General features: G+C 66.9%; 23 protein-coding genes. 17 read left to right on the top strand and 6 right to left on the bottom strand.

Annotated elements, in window-relative coordinates:
* The first annotated feature begins 71 nt into the window (after positions 1 to 71).
* From mdoH to hemC, 5 genes are all read left to right on the top strand, one after another.
* Complete coding sequence (mdoH, locus tag QZ853_RS08255; RefSeq protein ID WP_295571929.1) at positions 72 to 1,997, top strand: glucans biosynthesis glucosyltransferase MdoH; 1,926 nt, start codon at positions 72 to 74, stop codon at positions 1,995 to 1,997.
* 50 nt (positions 1,998 to 2,047) lie between these two features.
* Entirely contained in the window at positions 2,048 to 2,707 is a 660-nt protein-coding gene (locus QZ853_RS08260; RefSeq protein WP_295571931.1) for an alpha/beta hydrolase, read from the top strand.
* Between the two features lie 3 nt (positions 2,708 to 2,710).
* Positions 2,711 to 3,754 (top strand): sensor histidine kinase, encoded by a 1,044-nt coding sequence (locus QZ853_RS08265; RefSeq protein ID WP_295571933.1) that lies wholly within the window; start codon positions 2,711 to 2,713, stop codon positions 3,752 to 3,754.
* Between the two features lie 10 nt (positions 3,755 to 3,764).
* Entirely contained in the window at positions 3,765 to 4,496 is a 732-nt protein-coding gene (locus tag QZ853_RS08270; protein ID WP_295571935.1) for a LytTR family DNA-binding domain-containing protein, read from the top strand.
* 562 nt (positions 4,497 to 5,058) lie between these two features.
* Entirely contained in the window at positions 5,059 to 5,970 is a 912-nt protein-coding gene (hemC, locus tag QZ853_RS08275) for a hydroxymethylbilane synthase (RefSeq protein WP_295571964.1), read from the top strand.
* 109 nt (positions 5,971 to 6,079) lie between these two features.
* Here the strand turns inward: hemC and QZ853_RS08280 are convergent, their stop codons facing one another.
* Together QZ853_RS08280 and QZ853_RS08285 are read right to left on the bottom strand one after the other, a co-directional pair.
* Positions 6,080 to 6,856: a DUF481 domain-containing protein gene (locus tag QZ853_RS08280; protein ID WP_046987542.1), complete on the bottom strand. Its 777-nt coding sequence runs from the start codon at positions 6,854 to 6,856 to the stop codon at positions 6,080 to 6,082.
* Positions 6,857 to 6,962: 106 nt separating this feature from the next.
* A complete protein-coding gene (locus tag QZ853_RS08285) occupies positions 6,963 to 7,565 on the bottom strand; it encodes a hypothetical protein (protein WP_295571937.1) in 603 nt (200 codons plus the stop codon).
* 81 nt (positions 7,566 to 7,646) lie between these two features.
* Here QZ853_RS08285 and QZ853_RS08290 point away from each other — a divergent pair, with 81 nt between their 5' ends.
* Both QZ853_RS08290 and QZ853_RS08295 read left to right on the top strand, forming a co-directional pair.
* Positions 7,647 to 8,618, top strand: coding sequence for a YafY family protein (locus tag QZ853_RS08290; RefSeq protein ID WP_197584427.1), 972 nt, complete (start codon positions 7,647 to 7,649; stop codon positions 8,616 to 8,618).
* Between the two features lie 26 nt (positions 8,619 to 8,644).
* On the top strand, positions 8,645 to 9,439 hold the full coding sequence (locus tag QZ853_RS08295; RefSeq protein WP_295571940.1) for a MetQ/NlpA family ABC transporter substrate-binding protein: 795 nt from the start codon (positions 8,645 to 8,647) through the stop codon (positions 9,437 to 9,439).
* Between the two features lie 105 nt (positions 9,440 to 9,544).
* Here the strand turns inward: QZ853_RS08295 and glpK are convergent, their stop codons facing one another.
* The 3 genes from glpK to QZ853_RS08310 form a co-directional block, all read right to left on the bottom strand.
* On the bottom strand, positions 9,545 to 11,044 hold the full coding sequence (gene glpK / locus QZ853_RS08300) for a glycerol kinase GlpK (protein WP_295571941.1): 1,500 nt from the start codon (positions 11,042 to 11,044) through the stop codon (positions 9,545 to 9,547).
* A gap of 110 nt (positions 11,045 to 11,154) precedes the next feature.
* Positions 11,155 to 12,639 (bottom strand): glycerol-3-phosphate dehydrogenase, encoded by a 1,485-nt coding sequence (glpD, locus tag QZ853_RS08305; RefSeq protein WP_295571942.1) that lies wholly within the window; start codon positions 12,637 to 12,639, stop codon positions 11,155 to 11,157.
* 194 nt (positions 12,640 to 12,833) lie between these two features.
* On the bottom strand, positions 12,834 to 13,469 hold the full coding sequence (locus QZ853_RS08310) for an OmpW family outer membrane protein (protein ID WP_295571943.1): 636 nt from the start codon (positions 13,467 to 13,469) through the stop codon (positions 12,834 to 12,836).
* Positions 13,470 to 13,655: 186 nt separating this feature from the next.
* On the opposite strand from QZ853_RS08310, the gene QZ853_RS08315 reads away from it, so the two are divergent.
* The 3 genes from QZ853_RS08315 (at position 13,656) to lpdA (ending at position 17,976) form a co-directional block, all read left to right on the top strand.
* On the top strand, positions 13,656 to 14,171 hold the full coding sequence (locus tag QZ853_RS08315; protein ID WP_295571945.1) for a DNA-deoxyinosine glycosylase: 516 nt from the start codon (positions 13,656 to 13,658) through the stop codon (positions 14,169 to 14,171).
* A 167-nt stretch (positions 14,172 to 14,338) separates the two neighbouring features.
* Positions 14,339 to 16,060 (top strand): dihydrolipoyllysine-residue acetyltransferase, encoded by a 1,722-nt coding sequence (aceF, locus tag QZ853_RS08320; protein ID WP_295571948.1) that lies wholly within the window; start codon positions 14,339 to 14,341, stop codon positions 16,058 to 16,060.
* Positions 16,061 to 16,167: 107 nt separating this feature from the next.
* Complete coding sequence (gene lpdA, locus QZ853_RS08325) at positions 16,168 to 17,976, top strand: dihydrolipoyl dehydrogenase (RefSeq protein ID WP_295571950.1); 1,809 nt, start codon at positions 16,168 to 16,170, stop codon at positions 17,974 to 17,976.
* Positions 17,977 to 18,275: 299 nt separating this feature from the next.
* Here the strand turns inward: lpdA and QZ853_RS08330 are convergent, their stop codons facing one another.
* Positions 18,276 to 19,094, bottom strand: coding sequence for a hypothetical protein (locus QZ853_RS08330; protein ID WP_295571952.1), 819 nt, complete (start codon positions 19,092 to 19,094; stop codon positions 18,276 to 18,278).
* Positions 19,095 to 19,553: 459 nt separating this feature from the next.
* Here QZ853_RS08330 and QZ853_RS08335 point away from each other — a divergent pair, with 459 nt between their 5' ends.
* From QZ853_RS08335 to QZ853_RS08365, 7 genes are all read left to right on the top strand, one after another.
* On the top strand, positions 19,554 to 19,919 hold the full coding sequence (locus QZ853_RS08335; protein WP_006471338.1) for a hypothetical protein: 366 nt from the start codon (positions 19,554 to 19,556) through the stop codon (positions 19,917 to 19,919).
* Positions 19,920 to 19,949: 30 nt separating this feature from the next.
* Complete coding sequence (atpB, locus tag QZ853_RS08340) at positions 19,950 to 20,750, top strand: F0F1 ATP synthase subunit A (RefSeq protein ID WP_057500511.1); 801 nt, start codon at positions 19,950 to 19,952, stop codon at positions 20,748 to 20,750.
* 73 nt (positions 20,751 to 20,823) lie between these two features.
* Positions 20,824 to 21,129, top strand: coding sequence for a F0F1 ATP synthase subunit C (atpE, locus tag QZ853_RS08345; RefSeq protein ID WP_005411133.1), 306 nt, complete (start codon positions 20,824 to 20,826; stop codon positions 21,127 to 21,129).
* A gap of 106 nt (positions 21,130 to 21,235) precedes the next feature.
* Complete coding sequence (locus QZ853_RS08350; RefSeq protein WP_005419512.1) at positions 21,236 to 21,706, top strand: F0F1 ATP synthase subunit B; 471 nt, start codon at positions 21,236 to 21,238, stop codon at positions 21,704 to 21,706.
* Positions 21,707 to 21,708: 2 nt separating this feature from the next.
* The gene (locus QZ853_RS08355) at positions 21,709 to 22,236 is read left to right on the top strand and encodes a F0F1 ATP synthase subunit delta (RefSeq protein WP_295571953.1); all 528 of its coding nucleotides are present in this window, start codon (positions 21,709 to 21,711) and stop codon (positions 22,234 to 22,236) included.
* A gap of 44 nt (positions 22,237 to 22,280) precedes the next feature.
* Positions 22,281 to 23,828, top strand: a complete 1,548-nt coding sequence (gene atpA, locus QZ853_RS08360; RefSeq protein ID WP_295571954.1) for a F0F1 ATP synthase subunit alpha — start codon at positions 22,281 to 22,283, stop codon at positions 23,826 to 23,828.
* 116 nt (positions 23,829 to 23,944) lie between these two features.
* The coding region (locus tag QZ853_RS08365) for a F0F1 ATP synthase subunit gamma (protein WP_295571955.1) at positions 23,945 to 24,323 on the top strand (379 nt) is incomplete at its 3' end.

Raw genomic sequence — 24,323 nt, forward strand, 5'->3', positions numbered from 1 at the left:
GCGCCGGGAACCTTCGTGCATGCAGCCTGGCCGGGACGGCCGGCCATGCCGCCCGTGCGGAGTAAGCGGTGATGGGGGGTCACACCATCCACGCGGGAGCGGAAGTGCCCCGGCTCGACGCTGGCTGGGCGCTGCTGCCCGACGAGTCCCCGCTGCCGATGCCCGAGCAGACCCTGCGCGAAGGCGAGCTGAAGGTCCGCCGCCATCGCACCTCTCCGCGCCTGATCGGCCTGCGCCGGTTCTACATCTTCGGTGGCACCCTGGCCATGACCGCGGTTGCCACGCGCATGATGTGGCGGGTGCTGTCGGCCAATGGCATCAGCGTGCTCGAAGCCTGCCTGCTGGTGCTGTTCGTGGGCCTGTTCGCCTGGATCGCGCTTTCCTTCGCCAGCGCCCTGGCCGGCTTCCTGACTGCCGTGTTCGACCGCGGCTATCGCCTTGGCATCGACCCGGACAAGCCGCTGCCGACCGTGCACAGCCGCACCGCGCTGCTGATGCCGACCTACAACGAAGATCCGCGCCGGCTGCTGGCGGGCCTGCAGGCAATCTACGAATCGGTGGCGGCCACCGGCCAACTCGAACGCTTCGACTTCTTCGTGCTCAGCGACACCCGCCGCGAGGACATCGCACGCGCCGAGGAGCAGGTGTTCGCCGAATTGCGTGAGCGGGTGCCGGAGGGCATGACGCGGCTGTTCTATCGCCGCCGTGGCGACAACAGCGGGCGCAAGGCCGGCAACATTGCCGACTGGGTGCGCCGCTTCGGTGGCGCCTACCCGCAGATGCTGATCCTCGACGCCGACAGCCTGATGACCGGCGACAGCATCGTGCGCCTGGTGGCCGGCATGGAGCACAACGCTGACGTCGGCCTGATCCAGACCCTGCCGTCGGTGATCGGCGGTCGCACCCTGTTCGCGCGCATGCAGCAGTTCGGCGGACGCGTGTACGGGCCGGTCATCGCCCGTGGCGTGGCCTGGTGGCATGGCGCCGAGAGCAACTACTGGGGCCACAACGCGATCATCCGCACCCGTGCCTTCGCCGACCACGCCGGCCTGCCGGCGCTGCCCGGGCGCAAGCCGTTCGGCGGCCACGTGCTCAGCCACGATTTCGTCGAAGCGGCGCTGATGCGTCGTGGGGGCTGGGCCGCGCACATGGTGCCGTACCTGGGTGGCAGCTACGAAGAAGGCCCGCCGACGCTGACCGACCTGCTGGTGCGCGACCGCCGCTGGTGCCAGGGTAACCTGCAGCACGGCAAGGTGGTCGGCAGCCGCGGCCTGCACTGGATCAGCCGCACCCACATGCTGATCGGCATCGGCCATTACTTCACCGCGCCGATGTGGGCGATGCTGATGCTGATCGGCATCGCGATCCCGCTGTTCCAGGAAGGCATCGATTTCAACGCCCTGCTGCACCTCTCGCCCAGTGTCTACTGGCGCGCCCAGGACGAAGAGCAGGTGGTGCGCCTGTTCGCTGCCACCATGGCGGTGCTGCTGCTGCCTAAAGTGCTGGGCTATCTGGCGATGCTGCTGGACCCGGTCGATCGTCGCGGTTGTGGCGGTGCGATCCGTGCGTTCGTGTCGATGCTGGTGGAAACCGTGCTGGCCGCGCTGATGGCGCCGGTGGTCATGTACGTGCAGTCGCGCGGCGTGGCCGAAGTACTGTCCGGCCGCGATTCCGGCTGGGACGCGCAGCAGCGCGACGATGGCGGCATCTCGTGGATGGCCCTGATCCGCGGCTACGGCGGGCTGGGTGTGTTCGGCGCGTTCATGGGCGTGCTGGCGTGGGCGGTGTCGCCGTCGCTGGCGGCCTGGATGGCGCCGGTGGTCATCGGCATGGTGCTGGCCGTTCCGGTGGTGGCGCTGACGTCCTCGCGTGGCCCGGGGGCCTTCCTGCATCGGCTCGGCCTGCTCGATATCCCCGAAGAGAACATCCCGCCGACCGTGCTGGTGCGCGCCGCGCAGCTGCGCCGGGAAGCGGCCGAGCAACCGCCGCTGTACTGATCGCCGCGTGCCAGCGGCATAATGCGGCTCGAACTTGAAGGAGCCGCATCATGCTGCAAACGGTGGAACAGGAAACCGGCGCTTCGCCGCAGTGGTCGGTGATCTGGCTGCACGGGCTCGGCGCCGACGGCCACGACTTCGCGCCGATCGTGCCGGAACTGGTGCGGCCGCATTGGCCCGCCCTGCGTTTCGTGTTCCCGCACGCACCGGTGCGGCCGATCACGATCAACAACGGCGTGCCGATGCGCGGCTGGTACGACATCGTCGGCATGGATTTCCGCTCGCGCGCCGACATGGCCGGCGTGCAGGAATCGGTGCAGCAGCTGGATGCGTTGATCGCACGCGAGATCGAGCGCGGCATCGCGCCGGAGAAGATCTTCCTGGCCGGTTTCTCGCAGGGCGGCGCGATCATCCTCACCGCCGCACTGTCGCGCACCGCGCCGCTGGCTGGCCTGATCGCACTGTCCACTTACCTGCCGGAAGCCGGGAGCGCCAAGCGCGTTGACGATGCGGTGCAGGTGCCGGTGTTCATGGCCCACGGCAGCAGCGACCCGGTGATTCCGCAGGCGGTGGCCGTACACAGCGCGCAGGCCCTGCAGGCGCTGGGCCTGGACGTGGAATGGCACAGCTACCCGATGGCGCACCAGGTCTGCGCCGAAGAGATCGATGCGCTGGGGGACTGGCTGCAGGAACGGCTGGGCGCCGCCTGATCCATGTCCCCGGCCAGCACACCGCCGTGGATGCCGGAACTGTGCCGCCTGCCGCGGCTGGCGGCGATGCTCGGCCTGGCCGAGCTGGTGGTGGTGGTGCTGGCGCTGGCGCCCGATGGCAGCCGTCACTGGACCCTCGGTGAGCTGCTGTCGGCCAGTGGCTTCGCGCTGTGGCTGGCGCTGGCGGTGACCGCCAGCCTGTGCCTGCTGCGGCAGGCACTGTCGAGGCTCCCGCAGGTGCTGGGCGCGGTCGCTGGGATCGTGCTGGCGGCCCTGATCGCGGTGATCTGCGCCGGCATCGTGCATGCCCTGTACGCGGTGCTGGGTGACAATTTCGCCAGCGGCATCAGCTTCTGGCGCTTTACCCTCGGCAGCGCGGCCACTACCGCGCTGATCACCGCGCTGGCACTGCGCTACTTCTATGTCAGCGACCGCTGGGCCGCACAGGTGCAGGCCAACGCGCGCGCCCAGGCCGATGCGTTGCAGGCGCGGATCCGCCCGCATTTCCTGTTCAACAGCATGAACCTGATCGCCAGCCTGCTGCATCGCGACCCGGCCGTGGCCGAGCGCGCAGTGCTGGACCTGTCGGATCTGTTCCGTGCCGCGTTGGGGGCGGGCGAGGGCGATTCCACGTTGCGCGACGAATGCGAGCTGGCCGAGCGCTATCTGTCGATCGAATCGCTGCGCCTGGGCGAACGCCTGCAGGTGCGCTGGCAACGCGACGAGCCGCTGCCGTGGGACCTGCCACTGCCGAGGCTGGTCCTGCAACCGCTGGTGGAGAATGCCGTGCTGCACGGCATTTCACGCCTGCCCGAGGGCGGCACCATCGAGCTGCAGCTGGCCTGCGAAGGCAACGAACTGCAGATCCGCGTGCGCAATCCGGCACCCGACCCGCAATCGCCCGGGCTGGCCCTGGCGCGTGGCGCCGGGCATGCCCAGCACAGCATCGGCCATCGGCTGGCCTGGCGCTTCGGCAGCGCCGCGCGGATGACGGCCGGCTGGACCGAAGGCTACTATGCCTGCCAGGTGACAGTGCCGATCCAGTGAGGGAGTGATCGTGAGGGTAGTCATCGCCGATGACGAACCGCTGGCGCGCGAGCGCCTGCGCAGCCTGCTGGCGGCGCAGGACGGCGTGGATGTGGTGGCCGAGGCCGGCAACGGCGAGCAGGCCTTGCACGCGTGCGCGGAACTGCAGCCGGACCTGGTCCTGCTGGATATCGCGATGCCGGGGCTGGATGGCCTGGAAGCGGCGCGCCACCTGGCCAGCTTCGAGCCACGGCCGGCGGTGGTGTTCTGCACCGCTTACGACGCGCATGCGTTGTCGGCCTTCGAAGCGGCTGCGATCGATTACCTGATGAAGCCGGTTCGCGCCGAGCGCCTGGCCGCAGCGATCGCGCGTGCGCGTACCTTCCTGGCCGGTCGCGGCGGCCCGCCACAGGACCGCGGCGGCCAGCAGGCGCGCAGCATGCTGTGCGCGCGCCTGCGCGGCAGCCTGCGGCTGATCCCGCTGGACGATATCCATTACCTGCAGGCCGAAGAAAAGTACGTGGTGGTGCACCACGCGCGCGGCGAGGACCTGATCGAGGAGTCGCTGAGGTCGCTGGAAGAGGAGTTCTCCAGCCGCTTCATCCGCATCCATCGCAACTGCCTGGTGGCGCGCCACGAGCTGGTGGAGCTGCGCCGTGGTACTGGCGGGCAGGTGCAGGCGGTGCTGCGGCATGGCAAGCAGCCGCTGGAAGTCAGTCGGCGCTGCGTGGCGACGCTGAAGCAGGAATTGCGGCATCTGTGAGTGGTTCCGCGCGGCCAGCGGCCGCGACTGCTTACGAGCAACGTCGAAAGCAACAGCAACAGCAACAGCAACAGCAACAGCCGGTTGGTCGGCTCGTTGTTGCTACGTGCTGGGTCGGGGCGGGGGGGGGGGGGCGGGACCCGCCGTAAACCCAGCCCGGGGGGCTCGATGGCGCCATCCATGGCGCCAACGGTCCCGCCACCCCACCCCGGCCCAACCCTCTCGTTGTCCACCGCGACGGACAGCAAAAGCGTTGGTGTTATCGGAGTGGAGAAATGTAGAGTCGAGCCATGCTCGACTCCGAGCGAAGCGACCCGCTCTTGCTCTGCTTTTCTTTTGATCTTCCGTGGCTGACGCACACGGAAACTGTCAAAGGCCGGGGCGGTGGGGTCAGGCGGGGTGTCCGCGGCATGGATGCCGCGGCCAAGCCCCCAGGGATGGGTTCACGGCGTCCCCGCATGACCCCACCGCCCCGGCCAAGCACGGCTTCTGCTTTGATAGCCCCAGCCACGAGGGGCTCCGCCGTTGGCCGTATCCGCGCCGAAGGCGCGATAATGCCGTGATGGAAACCGTCCGCATTGCCACCCGCAAGAGCCCGCTCGCCCTCTGGCAGAGCGAACACGTCGCCGACCGCCTGCGCCAGGCCCACCCCGGCCTGCATGTGGAACTGGTGCCGATGAGCACCCGCGGCGACGAGGTGCTGGACCGCTCGCTGGCCGCCATCGGTGGCAAGGGCCTGTTCCTGAAGGAACTGGAGCTGGCCATGCTGCGCGGTGAGGCCGACTGTGCGGTGCATTCGCTGAAGGACGTACCGATGGAGCTGGACGCGCCATTTGCGTTGCCGGCGATGCTGACCCGCCACGATCCGGCCGATGGTTTCGTCTCCAACCTGTACGCCTCGCTGGATGCACTGCCGATCGGTGCACGGGTCGGCACCTCGTCATTGCGCCGCCAGGCCCAGCTGCGTGCGCTGCGCCCGGACCTGGAACTGCTGGACCTGCGCGGCAACGTCAACACCCGCCTGGCCAAGCTCGACAACGGTGGCTATGACGCCATCGTGCTGGCCGTGGCCGGGCTGGAGCGGCTGGGCCTGGGTGAGCGCATCGTCGCGCGCCTGCAGCCACCTCAGTGGTTGCCGGCACCGGCACAGGGGGCGGTGGCGGTGGAGTGCGATGGCAGCAATGTGGGGCTGATGGCGCTGTTCGCTGGCCTGGATGATGCAGCGACGCGTGCCTGCGTCGAGGCCGAGCGGGCGATGAACCGAGCGCTGCATGGCAGCTGCCACGTGCCGGTGGCGGCGATCGCGCAGTGGCAGGGCCAGGATCTTCACCTGCAGGGACTGGTCGGCAGCGCCAGCGATGGCCGCGCGGTCCGCGCAGAAGCGGTCGGGCCGGCCGGCGATCCGGAAGCGCTGGGCCAGCAGGTGGCCAAGCTGCTGCTGGATGCCGGTGCCGGCGGACTGCTGGATGTCTGAGCCGGAACCGACGTGGTAGAGCCGACCGTCAGTCGGCTCTACCCCATAGGCTCCGCCCAGCCTGCCCATCGCGGTGAAAGAAAACGGGCGCCCTGGGCGCCCGTTCTGCTTACTTGAACTTGTAGACCACGTTCATCGTGGTCAGCGTATCGGTCTTGCGCTTGTCTTCGGCCACGTCACTGTTGTAACGCGCCTGCCAGCCGGCCTTCAGCGCCAGGTGCTCGTTCATGCTCACCGAGACACCAAAGTCGTTCTGGCCGAAGGTGTTGTACGAACCGGATTCAACCAGCAGGGTGTTGACCAGGTCGGTGTTGTCAGTCAGCGAGTACTTCAGGTCGAACAGGCCTCGACCGATCATGCCGGTACGGGTGCGGTCGTCCTCGGTGCTGTGGGTGCGGCGCACACCGGGGCCGATCTGTGCATCGAACGAGAAGCGCTCGGTGTTCCACAGGCGGGTGCCGTAACCCAGACCGAACGAGCTCTGGCGGTCGTAGGTGGCGAAATCATCGCGTTCGGTACGCACCGTCGCGGTCAGCTGGCGGTGCTCGCCCAGCTGCAGCGCGCTGCCGGCACTGCCGGTGTAGCGGTTGGCGGTGGTGTTGTTGCGACGGGTGGTGGTGCCGTCGTCGTTGGTCTCGGTCACCTTGGAGCTGGAGCGCAGGCCGAACAGGTCCATGCTGTGCACCCAGTCGCCGTCGGTGTAGCGCAGGCGCAGGCGACCGTTGAAGCTCTCGGTGCTGCTGTTGCCACGTGCCGAGGCGAAGCCGAGCTCGCCGCCGCTGCCGCTCCACGGCGAGGACATCGCCGCCAGCTCGGAGGCGTCCTGCGCGTATGCGAGCGGCGCACACAGCAGCAGGGGGATCAGCAGGGACACGCGCAGGGACATCGAGGCTTCTCCGAAACGGTTAACAGCCGGTGATGATACTGGAAGCGTGATGGCGGTCCGAATCGATCCAAAGCGTGCTTCAGCAGGCGTTGCCGCGATCGCCCATTCAGGGCAGATCGATGCGCAGTGCCGGGTCGTTGAAGCGCGAATAGCGCAGGCGCAGCTGGAAGCTGCGGCCGTTGCTGCTGCCGCTGCGCACGATCTGCCGTGGCAGGCCCTGGGCGTCCACCCAGTACTCCATGCGCTCGCCGGGCTGCGCGCCGCGCAGGCGGTAGTGGCGGGTCTGGACGCCGTCCAGCGCCTGGCTGCCGAGATCCTCGGCCTGCAGGTCGGCGGGCAGGGCATCGGCCGGCAGCGGGTTGCGCCACTGTTCGAGCAGGCCCGCCGGGGCCGGCACCTGGCGGATCGCGCCGTCGGCCTGCAGGAACAGGGTGTCGCCGATGATCGTCTGCAGCCCGGCCGGTGTCTGCACCCGGAAACGGTCGGGGGCGACGAAGTCCATGGCGCTGCGCACCGGCTGCGGCGCGCCCAGCACCTCCAGTTCGGCGTGGAAGCTGCGCAGGGCGGCAAACCGCTGGCTGGCGCCCAGCACCGCCTGCGCCGGATCGGCAGCCGGCACGGCGGCCTCGCCGTGGGTTGGTGCCGGCGCGCGATCGCAGGCGGCCAGCAGCAGACAGGCCAGCAGGGACAGGGCGGGCAACCGGCGCATCGGGCGTTCCATGGGGGCAGGGGCGACCACGATAGCCCAAACGTCCCACACAAGACCCGCGAGTCGGACATAATCGGGGGCATGGACCGATACGAACGCATCACCGCCCTGCATCGTCTGCTCAAGTCCGCGCGCTATCCGGTGACGGTGGCGACCCTGCAGGACAAGCTCGGTTGTTCACGCGCCACCGTCTACCGCGACCTGGCCTTCCTGCGCGATGCGCTGATGGCGCCGATCGAGGGCGACGGTGAGGCCGGCTTCCGCTACCACGCCGACGAGAGCGACCGCTTCGAGCTGCCCGGCCTGTGGCTGAGCTCGGAGGAACTGCACGCCCTGCTGGCCTCGCAGCATCTGCTGGCGCGTACCGGCGGCGGTGTGCTGTCTTCGGTGCTGGCGCCGCTGCAGCAGCGCATCGAGAGCCTGCTGGCGGCCCAGGCCGGCGTTTCCAGCTGGCCGGTGGACCGCGTGCGGGTGATCCCGCACCGCGGCCGCAAGTTCGATGAAGGCAGTTTCCGCAGCGTGGCCTCGGCCGTGCTGGAGCGCCGCCAGCTGGCGTTCGAATACCGCGCCCGCTCCACCGACGAGCCGACCAAGCGCACCGTCTCGCCGCAGCGCCTGACCCACTATCGCGACAACTGGTACCTGGATGCCTGGGACCACGACCGCGAGGCACTGCGCAGCTTCGCCGTCGACCGCATCTACAAGGCACGGGTGGTCGACAGCACCGCCCGCGATGTGGCCGACAGCGAACTGGACGAACAGCTCGGTGCCAGCTACGGCATCTTCTCCGGCGCGCCGAAGGGCTGGGCGACCATCCTGTTCAGTGCCAAGGCGGCGCGCTGGGTGGCCGACGAGCATTGGCATTCCAAGCAGCAGGGCCGCTTCCTGGCCGATGGCCGCTATGAACTGAAGGTGCCGTACAGCGTTTCGCGCGAGCTGTTGATGGACGTGCTGCACTATGGCTCGGATGCCGAGATCGTCGAGCCGGTGATGCTGCGCGAGCAGGCCAAGGCCCTGCTCGAGCTTGCCCTGAGCAACTACGACAACGCCTGACACTCCCCCACGAGACCCCCCCGCCCATGAAGAAGACCCTGTTGCTGCCCCTGCTTGCCGCTGCGCTGGCCCTGACCGCCTGCGGCAAGTCCGGCGAGCCCTCGCAGAAGCTGGTGGTGGCCGCCACGGCCGTGCCGCACGCCGAGATCCTCGAGGTGGTCAAGCCGATCCTCAAGCAGGAAGGCGTGGACCTGGACGTGCGCGTGTTCAACGACTACGTGCAGCCCAACGACCAGCTGGTGCAGAAGCAGGTGGACGCCAATTACTTCCAGACCGAGCCGTACCTGGAGGCCTACAACCGCGACCGCAAGACCGACCTGGTCAAGGTGATCGGCGTGCACATCGAGCCGTTCGGTGCGTACTCGCGCAAGATCAAGTCGCTGGCCGAGCTGCGCGAAGGCGCCGATGTGGTGATCCCGAACGACCCGAGCAACAACAGCCGCGCGCTGATCCTGCTGCACAAGGCCGGCGTAATCGAGCTGAAGGACCCGACCAATGCCTTGGCGACCCAGCGTGACATCATCGCCAACCCGAAGAACCTGAAGTTCCGCGAGCTGGACTCGGCAATGCTGCCGCGCGTGCTGGACCAGGTCGATCTGGCCCTGATCAACACCAACTACGCGCTGGATGCCGGCCTCAACCCGACCCAGGATGCGCTGGCGATCGAGAGCAAGGATTCGCCGTATGTGAACTTCCTGGTCGCGCGCCCGGACAACAAGGATGACGCCCGCGTGCAGAAGCTGGCCACGGCGCTGACCAGCCCGCAGGTGAAGGCCTTCATCGAAACCAAGTACAAGGGCGCGGTGCTGCCGGCGTTCTGACCGGGCCGCGGAGGTTCTGGCCGTGCGGTAGTGCCGGCCGCTGGCCGGCACTCTGCAAACGCCGCCAAAGATCATGGGGTTGCCGGCCAGCGGCCGGCACTGCCATCAATCGACGTGGAAGGCGAGGGTGGCGGCTACCGCCTGCTGCCACCCTGCGTACAGCTTCTCGCGCCGGGCCACGTCCATCTGTGGCTCGAAGCGCCTGTCCAGGCCCCACTGTGCGGCGATCTGTTCGCGGCTGGTCCAGAACCCCACCGCCAGGCCAGCCAGATAGGCCGCGCCCCGCGCGGTGGTCTCGGTCAGCCGTGGCCGCAGCAGCGGCACGCCGAGGATATCGGCCTGGAAGCCGGCCAGGAAGTCATTGCCGATCGCACCGCCATCAGCACGCAGCTCGGTCAGCGCGATGCCCGCATCGGACTGCATCGCGTCGAGTACGTCGCGGGTCTGGTAGGCCATCGACTCCAGCGCCGCACGCACGAAGTGCGCCTTGCGGGTGCCACGAGTCAGGCCGAACATCGCGCCGCGCACATCACTGCGCCAGTATGGCGCGCCCAGACCGACGAAGGCGGGCACCAAGTAGGCGCCGCCGCTGTCGGGCACCTGCGCCGCCAGCGCCTGGCTGTCACCGGCGCGCTCGATCATGCGCAGGCCATCGCGCAGCCACTGCACCACCGAGCCGGCGATGAAGATCGAGCCTTCCAGCGCGTACTCGACGCACCCGTCCACGCCCCAGGCGATGGTGGTCAGCAGGCCATTACGCGAACGCACCGCCTGCGTGCCGGTGTGCATCAGCATGAAGCAACCGGTGCCGTAGGTGTTCTTGACCATGCCCGGCTGGAAGCAGGCCTGGCCGAACAGCGCCGCCTGCTGGTCGCCGGCGATGCCGGCGATCGGGATCGGATGATCGAAGAAGAACTGCGGCCGGGTGTGCGCGTACACCGAACTGGAATCGCGCACCTGCGGCAGCATCGCGCGCGGGATGTCCAGCAGCGCCAGCAGGTCGTCATCCCAGTCCAGCGTGTGGATGTTGAACAGCAGGGTGCGCGCGGCATTGCTGTAATCGGTCACGTGCGCCTGGCCGCCGCTGAGGTTCCACACCAGCCAACTGTCGATGGTGCCGAACAGCAGCTCGCCCCGCTCGGCGCGCTGCTGTGCACCCTCCACGTGGTCGAGGATCCAGCGCACCTTGGTCGCAGAGAAATAGGCATCGATCAGCAGCCCGGTACGCTCGCGGATCAGCGCCTCATGCCCTTCGGATTTCAGCCGCTCGCAGATCGCGTGGCTCTGCCGCGACTGCCAGACGATGGCGTTGTGGATCGGCTGGCCGGTGGTGCGGTCCCAGACCACGGTGGTCTCGCGCTGGTTGGTGATGCCCAGGGCGGCAATGTGGCGCGGGTCGATCTGCCCGCGGCTGAGCAGTTCGGTCAGCGTGGCATAGACACTGGTGAGGATCTCGCGCGGATCGTGCTCGACCCAGCCGGGCTGCGGGAAGATCTGCGCGAACTCGCGCTGCGCGCTGCCGACGATGTCGCCGGCTCGATCGAACAGGATCGCGCGCGAACTGGTGGTGCCCTGATCGATGGCCAGCACGTAGCGGGGCGTCATGCAGCGTCTCCGGTAGCGATGGGGAAATCCTACGGTATCGCCATGGACCGTGCGGTGTGCGGGCTTGCCCGGAACCCGCATGGGCGTGCTGTACGGGATTGCGCGGATTTCTACGCAGCGGGTTGCATCCACGCCTGCAACCGCGCCATCTGCGTCGCATCCAGCCGCAGGCCCAGCTTGCTGCGTCGCCACAGCACATCCTCGGCGCTGCGTGCCCATTCGTAGTCGCGCAGGAAGATCACTTCGCGTGCATGCAGCCCAGCACCGAAATCCTCGCCAAGATCGGCCAAGCCCCGGGCGTCCTGCAGCAGGGCCTCGCTGCGGCTGCCGTATGCCCCCGCCCAGCGCCGCGCGATATCCGCGGGCAGCCACGGTGCCAGCGCCTGCAGGCGTGCGCCGGCCTGCGTGGCATCGCCCCAGTCGCTACCCGGCAGCGGCGTCCCCGTTGCGGTCCAGGCCGGCCCCATTTCCGGCAGGGCCGGGCGCAGCAGCTCCAGGGCCTCTTCGGCCAGCACCCGATAGGTGGTCAGCTTGCCGCCCAGCACATGCAGGGCCGGTGCCGGCTCGGACTGTACCTGCAGGCGGTAATCGCGGCTCAGCTTCGCCGCGCGCGGGTCCGGGTCGGCCAGCAACGGGCGCACGCCGGCGAACTGCCAGACCACGTCTTCCGGAGCGATGGGCTCGCGCAGGTAACGATTGGCGGCCTCGCACAGGTACGCCACTTCGGACGGCAGCACGCTGCAGCGCGCCGGGTTGCCGCGGTAGTCGGTGTCGGTGGTGCCGACCAGCAGATGGTCGTGGGCGAACGGCAGCAGGAACACGATGCGGCCGTCCGGTTGTTGCAGCAGGCAGGCGCTGTCAGCGGGCCAGGCCCGGCGCAGCACGATGTGGCTGCCTTGCACCAGTCGCAGCACGGGGCCGCCACAGCGCGCCTGCATGCGCTCCAGCAGGCCGCCGGCCCAAGGGCCGGCCGCATTGGCCACTGCGCGGGCGAGCACCGTGCGTTGCTGGCCGTCGCCGGTCTCCAGCCGCACGCGCCAGCGCCCCTGTTCGGCGTGCAGGTCCACGCAGCGGCTGCCCACCTGCATCTGCGCGCCGCGCTGCGCGGCATCCAGTGCGTTGAGCAGGACCAGCCGCGCATCGTCCACCTGCGCATCGGCATAGCTGAATGCCTGGCGCAGTGACGAGGAAAGGGTAGTGCCCAGCGGGTCGCGTTGCAGATCCAGGGCCTGCGCGGCGGGGAAGGCCGGACTGCGCCGGCCCAGATGGTCGTACAGCCACAGTCCGGCGCGCAGCATCCAGCGTGGGCGCAGGTGCGGTTCCCACGGCAGCACGAAGCGCAGTGGGTGGACCAGATAGGGGGCTTGCCGGCGCACCACCTCGCGCTCACCCAGTGCCTTGCGCACCAGGCCGAATTCGGCCTGCTCCAGGTAGCGCAGGCCGCCGTGGATGAGTTTGCTGCTGGCGCTGGAGGTATGCGCGGCGAGGTCGTGCTGCTCACACAGCAGCACGCGCAGGCCCCGGCCACTGGCGTCGCGGGCGATGCCGGCACCGTTGATGCCACCGCCGATCACCAGCAGGTCGACTTCGTCCATCGCGGCTCCGTGTCCTGTGTGCGTGCGTAGCGTCGACCGTCAGTCGACTGCCTCTTGTAGCGTCGAGCCATGCTCGACATCTGGAAGAGAAGAGCAGTCGACTGACCGTGGACTCTACAGGCAGCGGGTGACGGAAACGACGACGGGCCCCTAAGGGCCCGTCGCGTTACCTCACTGAAGCGGTGTTGCCTGGATCAGAAGCGGGCGCCGATGCCGAAGCCGACGGTCCACGGATCCATCTTGGCTTCGCCGATCTTCTCGCCGCCGACCTTGACATCCGGGCGGGCGCGCATGTAGCGGGCGTCGGCACGGGCGAACCAGGTGGAGTTGATGTTCATGTCCACGCCGACGGTGCCGATCACGCCCTTGGCATCCTTCAGGCGGATGTCGGAGCTGCTGCCGTCAGCCAGCTTCTCGCTGCTGAAGCTCGACTGGTAGTAGCCGACGCCCACGAACGGACGGAACACGTTGTCAGCCTGACCGAAGTGGTACTGGCCGCTCAGTGCGACCGGCTGCTGCTCGACCGAGCCCACGCGGGCGTTGTTCGGGCCCTTGAACGTGTTGTCGAACTTGTCGGCGGCGCCCCACAGCTCAACGGCCCAGTTGTCGTTGACGTAGTAGCTGAAGCTGACGGTCGGCGCCGGGCCGCCATCGGTCTTCTTGATGCCGTCGATCGGATCATTCTTCGGCTGCAGCAGCGAGACGCCGCCAACAACGGCAAAATGCTTGCCCGAAGCGGTGTCGGTGCTGCTGCTGTCCTGGGCGAAAGCGGCCGGCGCGAAGGCGGCGGAGGTCAGCAGGGCGAGACTCAGGATACGGATGGAGCGCATGGGGGTATCTCCTAATGTTTCTTGTTTTGGGCCCCCGGTTGCGGGGCGAGCACACCGTAGTCGCCCCAACATGAATCGAATCCGACGCGCGTTAAAAAATGGTTTTCCTCGTTCAGCGAATGGTGCGAAAAGCCTGTTTTCATGGGCTTTTCGGCCACTGCTGGCATTCACCAAGTTGGAGAAGATGTGAGCACGGCAACACGATGCATCGGCTTGCAAGCGCAGGTGAATCCGGCATGCCGGGTGCTCCTGCTGGGTTCGATGCCGGGCGTGGCATCGCTGCAGGCGCAGCGCTACTACGCGCATCCACGCAACCGCTTCTGGCCGCTGGTGGCTGAAATCTGTGGGTTCGACGCAGGATTGCCCTACCCGCAACGCATGAACGCGCTGCAGGCCGCAGGCGTGGGCGTGTGGGATGTGATCGGGCAGTGCGAGCGACGCGGCAGCCTGGACGCCGACATCGTGCGTGGCACGGAAGTGCCCAATGCAGTGCCGGAACTGATCGCCTCGCTACCTGAGCTGGAGCTGATCGGTTGCAATGGCGGCGCCGCGCTGAAGGCCTTCCAGCGCTGGGTACTGCCGCAGCTGGACAGCCCGCCGAGGGTGTTGGCGCTACCCTCGACCAGCCCGGCCAATGCAGCGTGGTCGTTGCCGCGCCTGCGCCAGGCCTGGCAGCCGGTGGCCGACGCGCTGGCGACATGAGGCCGACATGGTCCGGACAATACGCTACCGACTGGTCGCCGCCGCATCCCTCGGGCAACAGCCTGTCCCGGCTGCGTGCGTACTGAAAACACCTGTAACGGTTGGCGCTGGCCCCCGCTGGCCGCACAATAGACGTTTCCCTACACCAGATTGCCGGAGTTATCCCCATGGCCGAAATCAAGGAAGCACTTGTCCCCGATATCGGTGACTACAGCGATATCCCGGTAATCGAGGTGCTTGTCGCCGTCGGCGACACGGTCAAGAAGGACCAGGGCTTGGTTACGCTGGAAAGCGACAAGGCCACCATGGAGGTACCGTCTTCGGTAGCGGGCGTGGTCAAGGAACTGAAGGTCAAAGTCGGCGACAGCCTGTCCGAGGGCAAAGTCGTGGCGCTGATCGAAGTCGCTGAAGGCGAGGCCGCTGCGCCGGCCGCTGCCGCCCCCGCACCGGCCAAGGCCGCTGCCCCGGCTGCCGCTACCCAGAGCGCACCGGCTCCGGCCGCTGCTGCCCCGGCCGCTCCGGCTGCCCCGGCCTCCAGCGGCGGTGCCGTTGAAGCGCTGGTGCCGGATATCGGCGATTACGCCGGCATCCCGGTCATCGAGGTGCTGGTCGCCGTCGGCGACACGGTCAAGAAGGACCAGGGCCTGGTCACGCTGGAAAGCGACAAGGCCACCATGGAAGTGCCGTCGTCGGTCGCCGGCGTGGTCAAGGAGATCAAGGTCAAGGTTGGCGACAACCTGTCGCAGGGCAATGTGGTCGCCATCATCGAAGCCGAGGGCGCTGCCGCGCCGGCGCCGACCAAGGCGGCCGCTGCTGCCGCTCCGGCTGCCGCCGAGACCGCCACCAAGGTCGAGCCGGTCGCTGTACCGGCGCAGCCGGACAAGCTGGCGGCCCGCGAGATCGCCTCGGCCGGCACCCCGAGCAGCCCGCCGGTGCAGTTCAACGCCGATGGCGTGCTGCCGGCCAAGGTGCCGTACGCCACCCCGGCGGTGCGCGTGTTCGCCCGCGAGCTGGGCGTGGACCTGCTGCAGATCAACGGCACCGAGAAGGGTGGCCGCATCACCAAGGGTGACGTACAGAAGTTCGTCAAGGCGGCACTCAGCAATGGCGTGCCGGCGGCTGCCGGTGGCGTCGTTGCCGCTGGCGGTGGCCTGAACCTTCTGCCGTGGCCGAAGGTCGACTTCAGCAAGTTCGGCGAGACCGAAGTGCAACCGCTGTCGCGGATCAAGAAGATCTCCGGCGCGAACCTGGCCCGCAACTGGGCGATGATCCCGCACGTCACCCAGTTCGAGCAGGCCGACATCACCGACCTGGAAGGCCTGCGCGTGGCACTGAACAAGGAAAACGAGAAGGCCGGCATCAAGCTGACCATGCTCGCCTTCCTGATCAAGGCCAGCGCCGCAGCGCTGAAGAAGTTCCCGGAATTCAACGCCTCGCTCGACGCCAGCGGTGAAAACCTGACCCTGAAGAAGTACTTCCACATCGGCTTCGCTGCCGACACGCCGAACGGCCTGGTCGTGCCGGTGATCCGCGATGTGGACAAGAAGGGTGTGGTGCAGATCGCGCAGGAAACCGGCGAACTGGCCAAGAAGGCGCGCGACGGCAAGCTCGGCCCGGCCGACATGAGCGGCGGCTGCTTCTCGATCAGCTCGCTGGGCGGCATCGGCGGCACCGCGTTCACCCCGATCGTCAATGCACCGGAAGTGGCCATCCTCGGCGTCTCCAAGTCTTCCATCCAGCCGGTCTGGAACGGCAAGGAGTTCGCGCCGAAGCTGATGCTGCCGCTGTCGCTGAGCTACGACCACCGCGTCATCGACGGCGCTCTGGCCGCACGCTTCACCACGTACCTGTCGCAGGTACTGGCCGACATGCGCCGCGTGCTGCTGTAAGGCACCGCTTCGCCCCCACCGTGCGGCTGCCGCCCTTGGCGCGGCCGCGTGAACAGATGCAGTGACAGCCCGCCGGCGATGCCGGGCGGGCACGAGGAAAACCCACCATGGCCACGATTGAAGTCAAGGTTCCCGACATCGGCGATTACAGCGATGTGCCGGTGATCGAAGTGTTGGTCGCCGTCGGCGACACGGTGAAGAAGGATCAGGGTCTGGTGACCCTGGAATCGGACAAGGCCACCCTGGAAGTGCCGTCCTCGGCCGCCGGTGTGGTCAAGGAGCTGAAAGTCAAGCTCGGCGACGGCCTGTCCGAAGGCGCGGTGGTCGTGGTGCTGGAGACCGAAGGTGCCGCTGAAGCCCCGGCCAAGGCCGCTGCGCCGGCCCCGGCGGCGGCCGCCCCGGCCAGCAAGCCGCCGGTGACCCCGTCGCACCGCGCCCCGGCTGAGCCGGCGGCACCGAAGCCGGCGCTGTCCAGCGGCAAGCCGGCCGACATCGAATGCGAAATGGTCGTGCTGGGCTCGGGCCCGGGCGGCTACACCGCTGCCTTCCGCGCCGCCGACGTCGGCCTGGACACCGTGCTGGTCGAGCGTTACGCCAGCCTCGGCGGCGTCTGCCTCAACGTGGGCTGCATTCCGTCCAAGGCGCTGCTGCATGCCGCCGCGGTGATCGACGAAGTCGCCCACGCCGGTGATTTCGGCGTCGAGTTCGGCAAGCCGACCATCACCCTGGACAAGCTGCGCCAGTACAAGGAAAAGGTCGTCAACCAGCTGACCAAGGGCCTGGCCGGCATGGCCAAGCAGCGGAAGGTCCGCAACGTGCAGGGCGTCGGCAGGTTCCTTTCGGCCAACGAGCTGGAAATCACCGCCGCTGACGGCAGCACCCAGCTGCTGCGCTTCCAGAAGTGCATCATCGCCGCCGGTTCGCAGGCGGTGAAGCTGCCGAACTTCCCGTGGGACGACAAGCGCGTGATGGATTCCACCGATGCGCTGGAACTGGCCGAAGTGCCGGCTTCGCTGCTGGTCGTGGGTGGCGGCATCATCGGCCTGGAAATGGCCACCGTGTATGGCGCGCTGGGCAGCAAGGTGACCGTGGTCGAGTTCATGGACCAGCTGATGCCGGGCGCCGACAAGGACCTGGTCAAGCCGCTGGCCGACCGCCTGAAGAAGCAGGGCATTGAAGTGCACCTGAAGACCAAGGCGTCGGGCGTCACCGCCGATGCCAAGGGCATCACCGTGACCTTCGAGGCCGCCGAGGAAGGCCAGTCGCCTGCGTTGGCGCAGGGCACTTTCGACCGTGTGCTGGTCGCCGTGGGCCGTTCGCCGAACGGCAGGAAGATCGATGCCGAGAAGGCCGGCGTGCAGGTCACCGACCGTGGATTCATCCCGGTTGATCGCCAGATGCGTACCAACGTGCCGCACATCTTTGCCATCGGTGACATCGTCGGCAACCCGATGCTGGCACACAAGGCCACGCACGAGGGCAAGCTGGCGGCTGAAGTGGCGGCTGGCCACAAGAAGGAGTGGGTGGCCCGCGTGATTCCGTCGGTGGCCTACACCAACCCGGAAATCGCCTGGGTCGGCGTGACCGAGACCGAAGCCAAGGCCAAGGGGCTGAAGGTCGGCGTGGCCAAGTTCCCGTGGGCCGCCAGCGGCCGTGCGATCGGCATCGGCCGTACCGAGGGCTTCACCAAGCTGATCTTCGACGAAGAGACCCACCGCATCATCGGTGGTGCGATCGTCGGCGTGCATGCCGGCGACCTGCTGGCCGAGATCGGGCTGGCGATCGAGATGGGTGCGGAAGCCGAAGACATCGGCCACACCATCCATGCGCATCCGACGCTGAGCGAATCGGTGGCGATGGCCTCGGAAATCTACGACGGCACGATCACCGATCTGTACATGCCGAAGAAGAAGTAAGGCGCCCGCGCCGTTCCGAACGAGAAGCCCTGGCATCTGCCGGGGCTTTTTGTTGGCTGCGGGGGATGCCTTCGGCAGCACATCGCGAGGGTCTGGGCCGCTGCGCGGGTGGCAGGCGTTTGGACAAAGTAAAGGAGGAGACGACCGCCACAGGCGGGCGGCGGGGGACATTCGCACGCAAGCCCCTCTTCCCCCAGCGCTCGACCAGCCTGCTTCCCTGGTCGACGCTGCAAAGAAAAAGCGCGGCCCCGATTTTCCGGAGGCCGCGCCAGGAGAGAGCGTGTGGAAGGGGCGGGGGATCAGAACACGAAGCTGACGCCGGCCACCGGACCCTTGAATTCCTGCTTCAGGCCGACGGTGCCGTCGCTGCCCTTCTTGTCCACGTCCAGCTTGAACCAGTCGTAGCCGGCGAACACGCCGAAGTTCTTGGTGAAGCGGTAATCGACGATGGCATTGGCGCGGCTCAGGTCGCCCTTGTAGTCATCGAAGCTGCCCCAACGGGTGTTCAGGTACTGGCCCTGCAGCGTGATCATCCAGCGCTCGGACGGGGTGAAGGTCATGCGCGCACCCACCACCGGCGCGACGCCGTCGGCCTTTTCGTCGAGGAACTGGCCTTCGTAGACGGTGCCCAGGTCGGCATAGCCCTTGGTGCTGACCTTGGCGTACTCACCACCGATCTGCAGGCCGAGGTCGAAGGTGTCGGTATCAACGACCGAGTAGTCGTAGACCAGGCTCGCCACCTGGTACTTCAGTTCGCCCTTCACGAAGCTGCCGGCCGGCACGTTCTCACCGCCGAAGGAAATGCCCTGGTCCAGGGTCTCGCGGCGGTCCTTGTCGTACTTGAAGTAGTTGAACAGCAGGCGCTGGCGGTTGCTGATGCGGAACATGCCGTCGATGCGCGGCTCCCATTCCTTTCCGCCCAGCTTGAAGTCCTGATCCAGCGCGATGTCCTGGCCTGCCACATTGGTCCTGCCGCGGAGCGTGTTGTCCGAGTCGATGTTCATCGCACCGAGGCGGATGGCGAAGCGGTCGTCGCCCTCGGCGGCGTGGGCGGCATTGGCGAACGACGCGCCGGCGGCGAGCAGGGAGAGGGCGAGCAGGGTGGGAACGGAGCGCATCGAAGAGTCCTTGCAGTGGTTCATCAGAATGAAGGCCACTGTGCCGAACATCGCCGTCCACCATCCGTGAACGTATGGTCCACGCGATGTGCACGGTTCAGCGCTGTCGCCACGATGCAAAAAGATGGCCCCGGAGCCGGGCTTCGGGGCCATCGAGGGACCTGCGGGGCGAAGCGTCGACGAGGTTGCTGCGGGCAGGTCAAAGGATCGGACCGGTGCCTGGGGCAAAAGTTCCATCGCCTGCGACCAAAGTTCAATATTGCGCCGCAGCATCACGCGGACGTCATTGTCCCCCGTGTGGTACGCAAAAATGTAACCGTTACCGCAACTTGCGGCTTCCCGGGATGAACAGGCAGCGGTTGTCTCGCAAATTGTCCCATTGCTATAATTTGGCGGCTCGATGAGGCCCCCCTGCTGTAGCCGCCTCAGCCCTCCACTTGCAACCACGCGGGACGTCCTGTGCTGAACTCCGTTGATGCGGGTCGGCGACTGATGCTGCGCGCCGCGGTCTACCCGCTGGCCGCGGTCGCTGTCCTGGCTCTGGCCTTCCTGCTGGTAGGTCCGAAATACGCCCTCGGCGCGCTGGCGTCCGGTGTGGCCATTTCGGCCGGTGGCTGGGTGGCGGCGCGGATGGCACTGAGCGGGGGAGCGGTGGCAGCAGGATCGGCGATGGCTCGCCTGATCATTGCGATCGTGGCCAAGTGGGTCGTGGTTTTCGGCGTCCTGCTGGTGGGGTTCCTGGTCTTCAAGCTGCCTGCGTTGGCGCTGTTGGCTGGTATCGCCGTCGGCTTGATGTTCCAGGTCCTGGCGATGGCCAGGCGTTGACAGAATTCAATTAACTAAGGTTCCGGACACATGGCGGGCGAGGCTCTAACCCCTACCAGCTACATCCAGCATCACTTGCAGAACCTGACCGCACCGGTCGGCAAGGGCGAGGGGATGTTCTGGCATATCCACGTCGATACCTTCCTCACCGCGGTCCTGATGGGCCTGGTCATCGTGGTCGCGTTCTGGCTGGGCACCCGCAAGGCCACCGCCGGTGTGCCGGGCAAGTGGCAGGCCTTCGTGGAGATCTGCCTGGAGTTCGTTGACCGCCAGGCCAAGGACACCTACCACGGCAAGAGCAAGCTGGTCACGCCGATCGCCATCACCATCTTCTTCTGGATTCTGCTGATGAATCTGCTGAAGATGATCCCGGCCGATTTCATCGCCAAGCCGCTGGAATGGGCAGGCGTGCACTACTGGAAGCCGGTGCCGACCGCTGACGTCAATGCCACCCTGGGCATGGCCATCAGCGTGTTCTTCCTGATGCTGTTCTTCGCGCTGAAGTCGAAGGGCCTGGGCGGCTTCATCAAGGAATTCCTGACGGCGCCGTTCGGCAAGTGGATGATGCCGTTCAACCTGATCCTCAACATCGTCGAGTGGCTGAGCAAGCCGATCTCGCTGGCGATGCGACTGTTCGGCAACATGTTCGGCGGCGAAATCGTGTTCCTGCTGATCTGGGTGCTGGGTGGTGCCGGTTTCTTCGGTGCCATTGCCGGTGGTGTGTTCGGCCTCGGCTGGATGCTGTTCCACCTGCTGGTGATCCCGCTGCAGGCCTTCATCTTCATGATGCTGTCGATCGTGTACCTGAGCCTGTCGGAAGACGCTCACTGAGTTTCAAGCTTCAACGCGTTTCAACCTTCATCCGTTTCATCACCCTTAGCAACTTAAGTTCCTGGAGATAACCATGTACTTCGCCGTCCTGACCAACTTCGCGCAGATTCAGAGCTCCACCGCCCTTGCCGTCGGCATCATGATCGGCCTGGCCGCGCTGGGCGCGGGTCTGGGTCTGGCCATCATGGCTGGTAAGTTCCTGGAGTCGGCCGCTCGCCAGCCGGAACTGATCCCGGTCCTGCAGGTCCGCATGTTCATCACCGCCGGCCTGATCGACGCCGCGTTCATCATCTCGGTCGCCGTCGGCCTGCTGCTGGCCTTCGCCAACCCGCTGTCGGCTGCCTTCGCTGGCGCCGTCACCAAGGCTCTGGCCGGCTGATACAGCGGTTTGAGAAAACCGGGTGCTGATGCACCCGGTTTCGGATGAAGGCCGGATGCGCCGCTACGGCGGTGCGTCCACCCCGAAACCAGCGATCGAGCTAACCATGAATATCAATTTCACCCTTCTCGCGCAGGCGCTCGCCTTCGCTGGTCTGATCTGGATCATCGCGACCAAGATCTGGCCGCCGCTGATGAACGCGATCGAAGAGCGCCAGCAGAAGATTGCTGAAGGCCTCGCTGCTGCCGACCGCAGCCAGAAAGATCTGGCCCAGGCGCAGGAGAAGGTCAACGAAGCGCTGAAGGAAGCCCGCACCAAGGCCAACGAGATCATCGATCAGGCCCACGCGCGTGCCAACCAGATCGTCGATGCTGCCCGCAACGAAGCGATCACCGAAGCCACCCGTCAGAAGGAACTGGCCCAGGCTGAAATCGACGCCGCCGCCAACCGTGCCCGTGAAGATCTGCGCAAGCAGGTGTCCGCGCTGGCCGTGACCGGTGCCGAAAAGCTGCTCAAGCGCGAAATCGACGCCAACGCCCACAAGGCGCTGCTCGACGAGCTGGCCTCGGAGATCTAAGGATGAGCCAGGCCCTCACGCTTGCCCGCCCGTACGCCCGCGCCGCGTTCGCGACCGCGCGCGACGAAGGCACGTTCGCGCCGTGGTCGGACGCCCTGGCGTTCTCTGCCCACGTCGCCGCCGACCCGCGCGTGGCGGCCCTGCTCGCCAACCCGGAGCTGGGTCGTGACGACGCCGTCGCCCTGCTGGCGCCGGTGTCCCACGGCGAGACCTACTCGCGCTTCCTGGCCATCCTGGCCGAATCGCATCGTCTGCCGCTGCTGCCGGAAATCTCCGGCATGTTCGACGCCCTGCGCGCCGAAGCCGAGCACGTGGTCAAGGCCACGGTGACCTCGGCCGCCGAACTGTCGGCCGCTGAGCTGGATGCGATCAAGGTTGCGCTGCGCAAGCGCTTCAACCGCGAGGTCGAAGTGACCACCGCGGTGGATGCCTCGCTGATCGGCGGCGCCGTGATCGACGCCGGCGACGTGGTCATCGATGGTTCGCTGAAGGGCAAGCTGGCCCGTCTGCAGACCGCGCTCGCTAACTGAATTCATTTAACGTCCGGCCCCGCTGCCGGCACTAGGACTTGACGATGGCAACCACGCTCAACCCCTCCGAAATCAGCGAACTGATCAAGAACCGCATCGAGAAGGTCAAGCTGGCCGCGGAATCGCGCAACGAAGGCACCGTGACCAGCGTGTCCGATGGCATCGTGCGCATCTTCGGTCTGGCCGACGTGATGCAGGGCGAAATGATCGAACTGCCGAACAACACCTTCGCCCTGGCCCTGAACCTGGAGCGCGACTCGGTCGGCGCCGTGGTCCTGGGTGACTACGAGAACCTGCGCGAAGGTGACGTCGCCAAGACCACCGGCCGCATCCTGGAAGTGCCGGTCGGTCCGGAACTGCTTGGCCGCGTCGTGAACGCGCTGGGCGAGCCGATCGACGGCAAGGGCCCGCTGGGCACCGACCTGACCGCTCCGGTGGAGCGCGTTGCTCCGGGCGTGATCTGGCGCAAGTCGGTCGACCAGCCGGTGCAGACCGGTTACAAGTCGGTCGACGCCATGATCCCGATCGGCCGTGGCCAGCGCGAGCTGATCATCGGCGACCGCCAGACCGGCAAGACCGCGATGGCGATCGATGCGGTGATCAACCAGAAGGGCACCGGCATCAAGTGCGTGTACGTTGCGATCGGCCAGAAGGCTTCGACCATCGCCAACATCGTGCGCAAGCTGGAAGAGAACGGCGCGCTGGCCCACACCATCGTGGTGGCCGCGACCGCTTCCGAATCGGCTGCCATGCAGTACATCAGCGCCTACTCGGGCTGCACCATGGGTGAGTACTTCATGGACCGCGGCGAAGACGCGCTGATCGTGTACGACGATCTGTCCAAGCAGGCCGTCGCCTACCGCCAGATCTCGCTGCTGCTGAAGCGCCCGCCGGGCCGTGAAGCCTACCCGGGTGACGTGTTCTACCTGCACTCGCGCCTGCTCGAGCGCGCTGCCCGCGTGTCCGAGGAATACGTCGAGAAGTTCACCGAAGGCAAGGTCACCGGCAAGACCGGTTCGCTGACCGCGCTGCCGATCATCGAAACCCAGGCCGGCGACGTGTCCGCCTTCGTTCCGACCAACGTGATCTCGATCACCGACGGCCAGATCTTCCTGGAAACCGACCTGTTCAACGCCGGCATCCGCCCGGCCGTGAACGCCGGTATCTCGGTGTCGCGCGTCGGTGGTTCGGCCCAGACCAAGATCATCAAGAAGCTGTCGGGCGGCATCCGTATCTCGCTGGCCCAGTACCGTGAGCTGGCTGCGTTCGCGCAGTTTGCCTCGGACCTGGACGAAGCGACCCGCAAGCAGCTGGAGCGTGGCCAGCGCGTCACCGAGCTGATGAAGCAGAAGCAGTACATGCCGATGTCCATCGCCAACCAGGCGCTGTCGATCTACGCCGTCAACGAGGGCTACCTCGACGACGTGCCGGTCAACAAGCTGCTGGCGTTCGAAGAGGGCCTGCACGCCCACTTCGCCAACACCCAGGGCGAGCTGATCGCCAAGGTCAACGACACCGGCGACTGGAACGGCGACATCGAGGCCGCGTTCAAGAAGGGCATCGGCGAGTTCAAGACCACGGGCAGCTGGTAAATCAGTTGCCGGGAATCGGGAATAGAGAATAGGGAATCGTAGGAGCGGGATCCGGGCTTGCCCATTCCCGATTCTCCATTCCCCATTCCCACGAAGCGAGCAAAGCGAGCGAGAGCATGGCAGGCGGACGCGAAATCAAATCCAAGATCAAGAGCGTGCAGAACACCCGCAAGGTGACGCGCGCGCTCGAGATGGTCTCGGCCTCCAAGATCCGCAAGGCGCAGGATCGGATGAAGACCTCGCGTCCGTACGCGCAGGCGATGAAGCAGGTGATCGGGCATCTGGCGCAGGCCAGCACCGATTACACGCATCCGTTCCTGGTGCAGCGCGAGTCGGTCAAGCGCGTCGGCTACATCGTGATCTCCTCCGATCGCGGCCTGGCCGGCGGCCTGAACAACAACCTGTTCCGCAAGATGCTGGGCGAAGTGCGCCAGTGGCAGGACCAGTGCGCGGGTGTGGACGTGGTCACCATCGGCCAGAAGGACTCGGTGTTCT

Origin of the sequence: uncultured Stenotrophomonas sp. (assembly GCF_913778665.1) — a bacterium.
Taxonomy (GTDB): Bacteria; Pseudomonadota; Gammaproteobacteria; order Xanthomonadales; family Xanthomonadaceae; genus Stenotrophomonas.